Consider the following 10706-nt stretch of genomic DNA (forward strand, 5'->3'; position numbering starts at 1 on the left):
AACAGCAACGCGATTAACGTCAATGCAGGATAAAGGAAAGCAACTAGCCTTCATCCCTTGTCTAAAGCACAGATGTAGCTTCCTAAGTCAGCTACATCTTCAAGGGTTTTCGGCATTTCCCTTATAAACTTGAAGTAAAATTTCCCCCTTGAGTGCGATCTCTTTTGACTCTGCGCTCCTACATCATGACTCCTGCTATATCATCAGTAATATTGTTATCAATTCCCAATTATGGAACAATCTAACCAGAAACCAGGGAAAACATCCCGACGTGGGTTTCTCGGACAAGCATTCACCGCAGCCGGGGCGGCTATTACTGTTCCTGCATTGCTGACTCAAGAAAGTGCAGCCAAAGAAACTACTCTAGGAGGCAACGGCGAGATGAATATAACACTCAATGTTAATGGTGAGCAACGCCCCCTCAGTATTGAGCCGCGTGTGACTCTCCTGGATGCCCTGCGGGAACGTTTAGGATTAGTTGGTAGTAAAAAAGGCTGTGATCATGGACAGTGCGGCGCGTGTACTGTGCTGATTGATGGTGAACGAGTATATTCTTGTCTTTCTTTGGCAGTCATGCAGGAAGGCAAAAAAATTGTCACCATTGAAGGACTAGCCAGCGGTGATAGTCTCCACCCCATGCAAATAGCCTTTATTGACAACGATGGCTTTCAGTGTGGTTACTGTACACCAGGGCAAATTTGCGCCTCTGTGGCACTGCTAGAGGAAGTTAAACGCGGTTGTGCTAGTGTAGTCACCTCAGATTTACAAGCTCCTCCCCAATTAGCTCAACTCTCGACAGCGGAAATTAAAGAACGATTAAGTGGGAATCTTTGTCGGTGTAGTGCTTATAACGGAATTGTCGCCGCAGTTCAACAAGCAATTGGCCAAAAACCTCCTTCGCCAATGGCAAATATCATTACCAGTGAATCCCAGGGAGTATCAGTATAATGAATAACTTCACTTATATTCGCGCTACCACGGTAAAAGATGCCGTCAACCGAGCCGTTGCTGACCAAAATGCTATGTTTATTGGTGGCGGTACAAATTTAGTTGATCGTCTCAAAGCCTTTGTGGACGAGCCATCACAACTAATTGACATCTCCCGCCTACAGATGCAGAAGATCGAAAAAATGGCTAATGGTAGTCTGCGGTTAGGGGCGTTGGTGACAAATACGGCTGTAGCTGATCATACTGATATTCGCCGTGATTACCCGATGTTAACTAGGGCAATTCTGTCTGGTGCATCTCAACAAATTCGCAATATGGCCACAGTCGGTGGTAATCTCTTACAAAAAACTCGTTGCCCTTATTATTACGATACTGCTTTTGCTTGTAATAAACGTGAGCCAGGAACTGGATGCCCAGCAGCAACGGGGATAAATCGAATGCACGCAATACTCGCTGCAAGTGATCAATGTGTCGCAGTTCATCCTTCTGATATGTGTGTGGCATTGGCGGCTTTAGATGCGGTGGTAGAAGTGGAAGGACCTCAAGGTAAAAGACAAATTCCCTTTGGAGATTTCCATCGCTTGCCAGGAAATACACCAGAAAAAGATAGTAATTTACAGCCAGGAGAATTAATTACTTCTGTGATTTTACCACCTTTAGCTTTTGCGAAATCAGGAGTTTATTTAAAACTGCGCGATCGCACTTCCTATTCTTTTGCTTTAATATCTGTAGCGGCGGCTTTAGAAATTGCTGGGGAAAAAATCAAAGATGCTCGTTTAGCAATGGGTGGAGTCGCCCATAAACCTTGGCGAGCAGTAGAAGCAGAAAAGTTTTTAATTGGTAAACCAGCAGATATTTCCACATTTACCCAAGCGGCAAATATCGCTTTACAGGGAGCAAAACCTTTAGCTCATAACGGTTATAAAATTGAACTAACAAAACGGGCAATTCGTCGCGCTCTCACGGTTTCGGCTCAAGGAGGAGGTATAGCATGAATAAAATAACTACAACCAATATTAATCGTAAAGATGGACAGGCAAAAGTAACAGGTACAGCCACCTATGCCGCCGAACATCAAATACCAAATTTAGTTCATGGTTATTTAATAACTGCTAGTATTGCCAGTGGAAAAATAAAAAGTGTCAACACCCAAACAGCAGCAAAATATCCCGGTGTAATTGCCATTTTCACCCATAAAAATGCCCCCAAAATTTCTAAGCCTAGCAATAATTTTGTCAATTCTAAAATTTACGAAGCGCGACTACCATTAGCAGATGACACAATTCATTATGCCGGGCAAATTATCGGTTTAGTAGTAGCAGAAACCTTTGAACAAGCAAAGGCAGCAGCACATTTAGTTAAAGTTGAATATACTAGCCAAAAACCAATTTTAGATCCCCAAAAAGTTACCTTAAAAAATGCTCCCTCCATGTTTGGGGAAGACTTGAAATTTGCCAAGGGTAGTTTTGCTACTGGTAATTCAACGGATGTAATGGCAGGTGCAGCAGCGAAAATTACCGCTACCTACAAAACAGCGACGGAACTCCACGCACCCATGGAACCTCATGCCATTATTGCCCAGTGGCAAAATTCCAACTCCCTGACAGTCTATGAACCGACTCAGTGGGTAGGAGGTAGCCAACGCACATATTCAGAATTATTTGGACTTGCTCCAGAACAGGTAAGAATTATTACGCCATTTTTAGGCGGAGGATTTGGTTCTAAAGCCTTTCCCTGGCCACACGCTATTCTCTGTGCAGCAGCGGCGCGAAAACTTCAGCGTCCGCTGAAAGTGGTTCTCAGTCGGCGACAAATGACAGCAAATGCGGGACACCGTTCGCAAACTGAGCAAACTATTAGTTTAGCTGCTAAAACTGATGGTAGTTTGCAGGGAATTGAACATACAGCAAAATCTTATACTTCCCCTGTAGATGTTTTTGCTGAACCCTGTACAGGTATTACCCCGGCAATGTATGCTACTCCGAATTTGCGAACATCCCAACAAATAGGAGTCATGAATATTGGTACACCTACCTTTATGCGAGCGCCTGGGGAAAATCCCGGTTTGTATGCTTTAGAGTCCGCAATGGATGAATTAGCCTGGGAATTGGGCATAGACCCCGTAGAATTACGGTTAAAGAACGAAACAAAGGAACATCAAAGCCGGGGTTTACCTTTCTCTGCAAAACATTTTGCGGAATGCTTGCAGGTGGGTGCAAAACAATTTGGTTGGGAAAATCGAACTCAAAAACCCCGTTCTTTATCCCGCGACGGTAAACTCATCGGCTTGGGTATGGCTGCTTCCACTTTTCCCGGTTTAAGAAGTTCAGCTTCGGTAAAAGTCAGGTTATTAGCAGATGGTACTGCTCATGTTCTCACCAGTGGTAATGATATGGGTACGGGTGCTTATACCATTGTTGCCAGTACGGCGGCCAATGCTTTAGGGCTACCAGTGGAAAAGGTGCGGGTGGAATTGGGTGATTCTTTATTCCCTAACGGTGGTCTTGCTGGTGGTTCGCAAATGACGGCAAGTCTTATACCAGCAGTGATGACGGCCTGTGAGGAGGTGCTGAAAACTGCCCAAGCGAAAACTGCCGAAGAGGCGTTTACAAGTCTGCGTCAGTCCCAACGGGCGGCTTTTGAAGCGACGGGTTCTTCTGCACCGGGTGAGGAAGCTAAAAAATGGGCTTTCCAGTCCTGGGGCGCACATTTTTGCGAAATCAGCCTAGATGAAGAAATCGGCCGCTTACAGGTGACGCGGTGGGTGTCTGTGATGAATATTGGCAAGGTGATGAATGCTAAAACTGCCGCTTCTCAAGTGCGGGGGGCTGTAATTATGGGGATTGGTCACGCTTTAATGGAGGATTGCCAGTTTGATCCCAATATCGGTTATCCGGTGGTTTATGATTTGGCTACCTATCATTACCCAACTCATGCAGATATTCCCCGCATTGAAGTTTCTTTTGTGGGTGAACCTGATCTGAATTTTAATTCTGCTGGGGTGCGTGGTGTGGGTGAAATTGGCATTACGGGTGTTTCACCAGCGATCGCTAATGCTGTTTATCATGCTACGGGTAAACGCATTCGTGAGTTACCAATTACGCCGGATAAGTTAATTTAGCTGTGTGTTTTGCCTCTGTGTGGGAATCAATTTCTTTTTTTCTCACGCAGAGGCGCAGAGGCGCAGAGGGAGCTTTAGGATTTGGCGTTGCTGAACTAAGGTATGAAATTCCCAAATTAAACCTTTAAAACTCTGACCTTTGCGTCTTTGCGCCTTTGCGTGAGACTAAAATTCATGTAATTTATTAAACCAGTTTCCCAAATGAGGATACTGCAAAAATATGAAAGAGATAAATTCTATTATTACAGCATTTTTAGACAGTCAAGACAATAGTGAACCAGTTTTTCTCGCAACTGTTGTCAATGTTCAAGGTTCTAGCTATCGTCAACCGGGAGCGCGAATGTTGATCACGTCAACAGGTAAAATGGTGGGAACTATCAGTGGTGGTTGTCTGGAAAATGATGTATTTCAACATACTCGCTTAATCACAGATGGTCAGCCAAAACTGGTTACTTATGACACCAATGCTGATGAAGATATTATTTGGGGATTTGGTTTGGGTTGTAATGGTGTGGTAGATGTTTTGATTGAGTGTCTTTATCAAGATGATTCACTTAATCCATTAACTTTTATTCATCAATGTTTTAACAATCAAAAACCAGGAATTATTGCCACTATTTTTAGTGTTGAGGGTAATATTAATGTCCAGTTAGGAGCGCGATTAATTCTCAATTCTGACGGGAATATAAATACTAACATTGCTGAATCTAGTTTAACTCAATCCTTAATTAAAGATGTTAAATCGGCATTAAAAAATCAATATTCAAGTTTTCATAAATATCAACTTTTATCAGGTGAAGTTAATGTTTTTATTGAATTCATTCAGCCTCTCCCACACCTAATTATTTTTGGTGCAGGTCGTGATGCTGTACCAGTTGTAGAGTTTGCTAAAGCTTTAGGTTGGCAAGTTACTATTATTGATTGTCGTGCTATTGAAGCAACCAAGGAACGTTTTATGATGGCTAATAACGTGATCCTAACTCATCGGGAAATTGTTCATCAACATATATCTATCAAAGAAAATACTATTGCTGTGGTCATGAATCATAATTATTTTGATGATTTAGAAATTTTGAAATTGCTAATACCATCTAATTTGAAATATTTAGGTTGTTTAGGATCAAAACAGCGAACTGCAAGATTATTAAATGATTTACTAACTGAAGGAATAGAACAAACACCAGAACTATTACAAAAGTTATATACTCCTGTGGGTTTAGATATTGGTGCAGATACACCAGAAACAATAGCATTATCTATAATTACAGAAATTCAAGCTATACTTAAAAGTCGTAATGGTGGTTTTTTAAAAGATCGCAATGAACCAATTTACTCTCGAAATCAGATGCAAGAAATTAAAATTGAACAATGACTAAATCAAATATTGCTATAATTATTCTAGCCGCAGGGGCATCAACTCGCATGGGTAGACCAAAACAACTCTTACCCTATCAAGGAAGTAGCTTACTGAGGCATACAATTGAAAATGCAGTTGCTTCGGTGTGCAAACCTATAGTAGTAGTATTGGGAGCAAATGCAGAAAATATCCGTTCTCAAATTAGCGAATCTGATATTAAAATAGTTGAAAATCCAGATTGGCATTTAGGAATGAGTTCTTCAATTCGTCGAGGAATTTCATCAATTATCACTGATTATCAAAATATAGATGCAGTAGTTATTACTGTTTGTGACCAGCCATTTATTTCTGCTGACATTATCAATAATTTAGTCTCAAAATACTATAATACAAAGAAACCTATTATTGCTTGTGAATATGCAAATACATTAGGTGTACCCGTTTTATTTAATCAGAGTTTTTTCTCAAAATTAGCAAATTTAACTGAAGATGTAGGCGCGAAGAAATTAATTAGAAACCACTATCACGAAGTTTTTAGTATTCCCTTTCCTTTGGGGGCAATTGATATTGATACACCTAATGATTATCAACAAATTGAGCATAATTCATGCCTACATCACCCGCAAACCCAAAATCATTAAATCCCGTTCCACTCCGTCTAAATCAGCAATTTTCGGTAAATTTCCCCAAGCTTGAAAACCAAACCAAGCAAATAACTTTAAACTGGGTTGATTATGAGCAAAAATAAAACCAACTAAAGTCTTTAAACCTAAACTGGGACTTTCCTGAATAGCTTTTTCTAAAAGTTGTTTTCCTAAACCACGTCCTTGAAAATTTGGAGAAATATAAATACTAAGCTCCGCTGTGGCATAGTAAGCTGGTCTACCGTAGAATGATTGAAAACTCAACCATCCAGCAATTACCCCTTCCGTTTCCATTACCCATAGGGGAAACTTTGAGGGGACTCTTCCTTTAAACCAAGCCATACGACTTTCCACAGACACAGGTTCTAAGTCAGCGGTAGCCATGCGGCTAGGAACAGCAGCGTTGTAAATGGCGACAATGGCGGGTAAATCAGATTCTAGGGCATGGCGGATCATCATTGCGGCTATTTGGGCAAAATTCTTGATAAAATCTTTCCAAATAATACAGCGTTAAGAGGCCATTTATTCGATAATTTTATCTTAAAACCGGACTTTGTACAACTCGAATAATTCTCCTAATTGTCTTTTGACGATTTTAGCACCCCCAGCTTTAATGGTTTTTTCCCACTCTGCGACGGGTTCGAGAAACACCTCCGCACCCAAATAGGTTTCTAGTACAGCCCAATCTTCTGCTAAAGGCTGTTCGGAATTAAGAATATCAAATACAAAATGTCCCCCTGGTTTTAATACTCGTTTGACTTCGACTAAAACGGCTTGCCAATATTCTAGAGGAAAATAACAACTAAAGCCTGTGGCAATTATTAAATCAAATTGATCTTCAGGATAATTTAAATGGTGGGATGGTCCCAATTCCACACCTTTGAATAATTTTGAATTTAACTGTGAACCGCGAGAGTTAAGACCATCTCTTGCTATATTACTAATTTCTTGCCCATAAAAGAATGCTTGCCAATCTCTCCAAGGATAGATTAAAAAGCTAACACCACAACCAATATCTAAACAATGTTCGTTTTTTTGAGGTTGAGCAATTTCCCAAAATGGTGAAACTATTCTCTCACTTAATCTGCCATTAATCCATTCTTTATATATTGGCATTTCTTGAACTTCGTCGGGTAATTCAAATTTCTGATTTTGATATTGGCGATTAAAGCGATATGCTACTTGTGCTATTCTCTCTTGCCATTTGTCTGAGGAATAGGTATTTGTTTTATAAAAATTAGGGGGTGAATTTTTAGACATTTATTACTTTGGTGATTGGTGATTTTATTATTTCTTCGTCCTTATTTATGATTGATGGGCGCAGGCCCTGCGCCCCTACTGTCACGCTTTTGCTAGGAGAGGGGCAGCAGCTAAGAGGGTTTGGGTGTAGGGATGTTGGGGGTGAGCAAAAATTTGTTTAGTCTGTCCTAGTTCTACTATTTTACCACCATTCATTACGGCGATGCGATCGCACAAAAATCTTGCTAACCACAAATCATGGGTAATAAACAAATAGGTTAAATCAAATTCTGCTTTGAGTTGTAACATCAAATCAAGAACTTGTGTTTGCACGCTGGCATCTAACATACTCACTGGTTCATCACATATTATCAGTTTGGGACGAGTAATTAAAGCTCTGGCTATGGCTACCCGTTGTTGTTGTCCCCCAGATAAATCGGCGGGATAACGGTGATAATATAATTCGGCGGGGGTTAATCCCACTTTTTCCAACATCCATAAAACCTGTTCTTTCGCTTTTTCAGAATTAGCTAAATTATGAATTAATAAAGGATCTGCTATACTTTGTCCTACCGTCATAGCTGGATTTAAACAAGCATGAGGATCTTGAAAGATCATTTGGATTTGTCTACGGGAAGAACGGATTTCTTGACGGGATAACCTGGTTAATTCCTGTCCTAAAAATTCGACTTTTCCCGATGTGGGACTAATCAACTGTAAGATGGTTCTCGAAAGTGTACTTTTTCCACAACCAGACTCTCCCACTAAGCCTAAAATCTCCCCAGCATACAATTCTAAATTAATTCCATCTACGGCTTTAATTGTTTGTCCTTCTTCTTTAAATATCCGTTCAATAAAATTCGGTTCTATGGTGTAATGCTGTTTAAGTTCTGTAATTTTTAAAATGGGATTTACCTTTTCTGTTCCCTGTTCCCTCTTCCCTGTTCCCTCTTCCTTTTGAATATATAAAGCTGCTTTTAATAAAGACTGAGTATATTCATGTTGAGGATGAGCAAATACAGTTGCCGTTTTCCCCATTTCCACCATTTTACCCTGATACATAACTCCAATGCGATCGCAATATTCCCCCACCATTGCCAAATCATGGGAAATCAATAATAATCCCATGTTTTCTTCCCCACACAATCGCGTTAGTTCTTGGAGAATTTGAGCAGAAACAGTCACATCTAAACTTGTAGTTGGTTCATCCGCCACAATTAACTTAGGACTCAACAGCAAAGCCAAAGCAATAGCTACCCGTTGACGCATTCCCCCACTAAACTCATGGGGATATTGACTCCAACGACTAGCAGGAATTTTCACCTTTTCCAAAGTCGCTAAAGCCTTTTCTTTCGCTTGCTGTTTGGATAACTCCGGTGCATGAGCTTGTAAAGTTTCAATACAATGATTGCCAATTGTCATCAACGGGTCAAGGCGAGTCATGGGATCTTGAAAAATCAAAGCCACTGCTTCACCACGAAACTTTTGCATTTGCGCTGGTGTCAAATCCAATACAGATTGCCCCTGAAATTTCACCAATCCTTCCGTGCGACTGGAATTAGGCAATAAACGCATTATTGCTCGTCCAATCGTAGATTTTCCACAACCGGACTCTCCCACCAATCCCATTTTTTCCCCAGGCTGAAGAATAAAAGATACATCATCAACCGCCCAGCTTTCCACCTCTTCACCACGTCGAGGATAAGCTACACGGAGATTTTCAACACTAAATAAAGCTTCATTCATAATTAATTAAATAAATAGTCGGACAAAATTAAATTCACTCGTTGAGAGAGGGAACAGGGAACAGAAAAATCAATTGTGTATACTCAACACGGCTTAATAATTTGATTCTGTGGGTAGGGGTTTAGCAGTGCTCATTTGTGTCAACTTAACGTAAAACATCTATCCCGCAAAGAACTCAAGTCATCTCATTCCCAGTCTCTGACTGGGAATGAATTCTAGAAGGCTCTGCCTTCAATGATAAGCTGTTGTGCATTTAGTTTGTATAATTCTAGCGGGCAAGATGCCCGCACTACAAAGTTCAAGTAAATTATGGTTATCAAATTTAGCTGCGTAACAGCTTATTAGAGGCAGAGCCTCTGTAATAGCATTCCTAGTCAGAGACTAGGAACGAGATGTGGTAGGGATTTGAGCTTAAGTTGACACCATTAAACACTGCTAAACCCCCACAAATCTAGGTTTTTCGTAATTTTGTAAAAGTCTATGTCTCAACCGTGTTTAGTATAATTAATTCCGTCCCATTACTTATTCCTTCTTCATCCTGAACTCCTGACTGGGCGCAGGCCCTGCGCCCCTACCTCCTGCCTATTGATGTACTTGAATTAATCGCTGTTTAAGACGTTCGGCTTCACCGGAATCAACTAAACAACCCTTTTCCAATAAAAAAGCACCATCACAGTAATTTAACTCTTCTAAGCGATGAGTTACCCATAATGCCGTAATGCCACGACTTTTAACGAGATTACGGACACTAGCCACTAAATCGAGTTGACTATCTGGATCTAGTAAAGCAGTAGGTTCATCTAATAATAAAACATCACAATGACGAGCGATCGCTCCAGCAATAGCTACCCGTTGTTTTTGTCCACCAGAAAGCGCGTAAATAGGTCGTCGCTGTAGAGACAATAAATTTACCGCCCCCAAAGCCTCCTCAACCCTAGCCTTCACCATCGCCGGTTGTAACTTTTCCGCCACCAATCCAAAAGCCACATCAGCACCAACCGTTGGCATTACCAATTGATGATCAGGATTTTGGAACACAAAACCAACAGCAGGTGAAATCTTAACTTCCCCAGATTGAGGAGCTAATAAACCCGCTATTAATCTCAGAAGCGTAGATTTACCACTGCCATTTGTCCCCAGAAGCATCCAAAACTCACCTTTAGGTACTTGAAGAGAGCAAGATTTGATCACTTGCTCCCCATTAGGCCAAAAGAAGTTTAAATTATTAACTTCAATGCCTACTGCTGTCATGTTTATACCTTGTGTTATTCAGCAGTAAAAGCAGCAAAGCCAGGCGCTCTACCACTGCTAGTAGCCGCACTATCTTTTTGGATAATCTGGACTCCCGAAATTTCACTAGCACGGACAGCAATTTTTTTCTCTGTTTTGCCTTCGCACTTGAGTTCCACAATATCAGGATTTCCAGAACGCATTGCCGCCAAAATTAGCTGGTAAACAGCCTCGGCATCTTCAGTAGACTTACGTTGTACTGATATAGGGAAAGCAGTATTTCTGATGCTTAAGTCAATGGTAAACATTTAGAATTAATGAATTTTCACTTTAAGACCTATTCTAGCGTCATTAGTCATTAGTCATTAGTCATTAGTCATTGGGAAGAAATATTCCCCCCACTTCCCCCACTTCCCCCACT

10 protein-coding genes are annotated in these 10706 nt (G+C 40.8%); 5 read left to right on the plus strand and 5 right to left on the minus strand.

Annotation, left to right across the window (positions count from 1 at the left end; genetic code table 11):
- The first annotated feature begins 231 nt into the window (after positions 1 to 231).
- The 5 genes from IQ228_RS12670 (at position 232) to IQ228_RS12690 (ending at position 6067) form a co-directional block, all read left to right on the plus strand.
- Complete coding sequence (locus tag IQ228_RS12670; RefSeq protein ID WP_193962998.1) at positions 232 to 948, plus strand: 2Fe-2S iron-sulfur cluster-binding protein; 717 nt, start codon at positions 232 to 234, stop codon at positions 946 to 948.
- Positions 948 to 1943 (plus strand): xanthine dehydrogenase family protein subunit M, encoded by a 996-nt coding sequence (locus tag IQ228_RS12675; RefSeq protein WP_193962999.1) that lies wholly within the window; start codon positions 948 to 950, stop codon positions 1941 to 1943. The genes IQ228_RS12670 and IQ228_RS12675 overlap by 1 nt, the downstream gene beginning before the upstream one ends.
- Complete coding sequence (locus tag IQ228_RS12680) at positions 1940 to 4069, plus strand: xanthine dehydrogenase family protein molybdopterin-binding subunit (protein WP_193963000.1); 2130 nt, start codon at positions 1940 to 1942, stop codon at positions 4067 to 4069. The genes IQ228_RS12675 and IQ228_RS12680 overlap by 4 nt, the downstream gene beginning before the upstream one ends.
- 220 nt (positions 4070 to 4289) lie before the next feature.
- Complete coding sequence (locus tag IQ228_RS12685) at positions 4290 to 5441, plus strand: XdhC family protein (protein ID WP_193963001.1); 1152 nt, start codon at positions 4290 to 4292, stop codon at positions 5439 to 5441.
- On the plus strand, positions 5438 to 6067 hold the full coding sequence (locus IQ228_RS12690) for an NTP transferase domain-containing protein (protein WP_027403180.1): 630 nt from the start codon (positions 5438 to 5440) through the stop codon (positions 6065 to 6067). Before IQ228_RS12685 ends, IQ228_RS12690 begins: the two co-directional genes overlap by 4 nt.
- Here the strand turns inward: IQ228_RS12690 and IQ228_RS12695 are convergent.
- The 5 genes from IQ228_RS12695 to IQ228_RS12715 all read right to left on the minus strand — a co-directional run bounded on the left by IQ228_RS12695 (position 6038) and on the right by IQ228_RS12715 (position 10593).
- Positions 6038 to 6529: a GNAT family N-acetyltransferase gene (locus tag IQ228_RS12695; RefSeq protein WP_027403181.1), complete on the minus strand. Its 492-nt coding sequence runs from the start codon at positions 6527 to 6529 to the stop codon at positions 6038 to 6040. The two genes, IQ228_RS12690 and IQ228_RS12695, sit on opposite strands and share 30 nt — an antisense overlap.
- Positions 6530 to 6610: 81 nt before the next feature.
- Positions 6611 to 7330 carry a class I SAM-dependent methyltransferase gene (locus tag IQ228_RS12700; RefSeq protein WP_193963002.1) on the minus strand — a complete coding sequence of 240 codons (720 nt, stop codon included), beginning with the start codon at positions 7328 to 7330 and terminating at the stop codon, positions 6611 to 6613.
- Between the two features lie 81 nt (positions 7331 to 7411).
- Entirely contained in the window at positions 7412 to 9055 is a 1644-nt protein-coding gene (locus tag IQ228_RS12705) for an ABC transporter ATP-binding protein (protein ID WP_193963003.1), read from the minus strand.
- A gap of 582 nt (positions 9056 to 9637) precedes the next feature.
- A complete protein-coding gene (locus IQ228_RS12710; protein WP_027403184.1) occupies positions 9638 to 10306 on the minus strand; it encodes an ABC transporter ATP-binding protein in 669 nt (222 codons plus the stop codon).
- 14 nt (positions 10307 to 10320) lie between these two features.
- Positions 10321 to 10593, minus strand: coding sequence for a hypothetical protein (locus tag IQ228_RS12715; protein WP_027403185.1), 273 nt, complete (start codon positions 10591 to 10593; stop codon positions 10321 to 10323).
- Positions 10594 to 10706: the final 113 nt, after the last annotated feature.

It is taken from the genome of Dolichospermum sp. LEGE 00246, from assembly GCF_015207865.1.
GTDB lineage: Bacteria > Cyanobacteriota > Cyanobacteriia > Cyanobacteriales > Nostocaceae > Dolichospermum > Dolichospermum heterosporum.

Bases quoted from the DNA above. Each gene is read 5' to 3' on its own strand.
- IQ228_RS12685 (WP_193963001.1), top strand. From the start codon at position 4,290: ATGAAAGAGATAAATTCTATTATTACAGCATTTTTAGACAGTCAAGAC.
- IQ228_RS12710 (WP_027403184.1), bottom strand. From the start codon at position 10,306: ATGACAGCAGTAGGCATTGAAGTTAATAATTTAAACTTCTTTTGGCCT.
- IQ228_RS12690 (WP_027403180.1), top strand. From the start codon at position 5,438: ATGACTAAATCAAATATTGCTATAATTATTCTAGCCGCAGGGGCATCA.
- IQ228_RS12675 (WP_193962999.1), top strand. From the start codon at position 948: ATGAATAACTTCACTTATATTCGCGCTACCACGGTAAAAGATGCCGTC.
- IQ228_RS12680 (WP_193963000.1), top strand. From the start codon at position 1,940: ATGAATAAAATAACTACAACCAATATTAATCGTAAAGATGGACAGGCA.
- IQ228_RS12705 (WP_193963003.1), bottom strand. From the start codon at position 9,055: ATGAATGAAGCTTTATTTAGTGTTGAAAATCTCCGTGTAGCTTATCCT.
- IQ228_RS12670 (WP_193962998.1), top strand. From the start codon at position 232: ATGGAACAATCTAACCAGAAACCAGGGAAAACATCCCGACGTGGGTTT.
- IQ228_RS12700 (WP_193963002.1), bottom strand. From the start codon at position 7,330: ATGTCTAAAAATTCACCCCCTAATTTTTATAAAACAAATACCTATTCC.
- IQ228_RS12715 (WP_027403185.1), bottom strand. From the start codon at position 10,593: ATGTTTACCATTGACTTAAGCATCAGAAATACTGCTTTCCCTATATCA.
- IQ228_RS12695 (WP_027403181.1), bottom strand. From the start codon at position 6,529: ATGATGATCCGCCATGCCCTAGAATCTGATTTACCCGCCATTGTCGCC.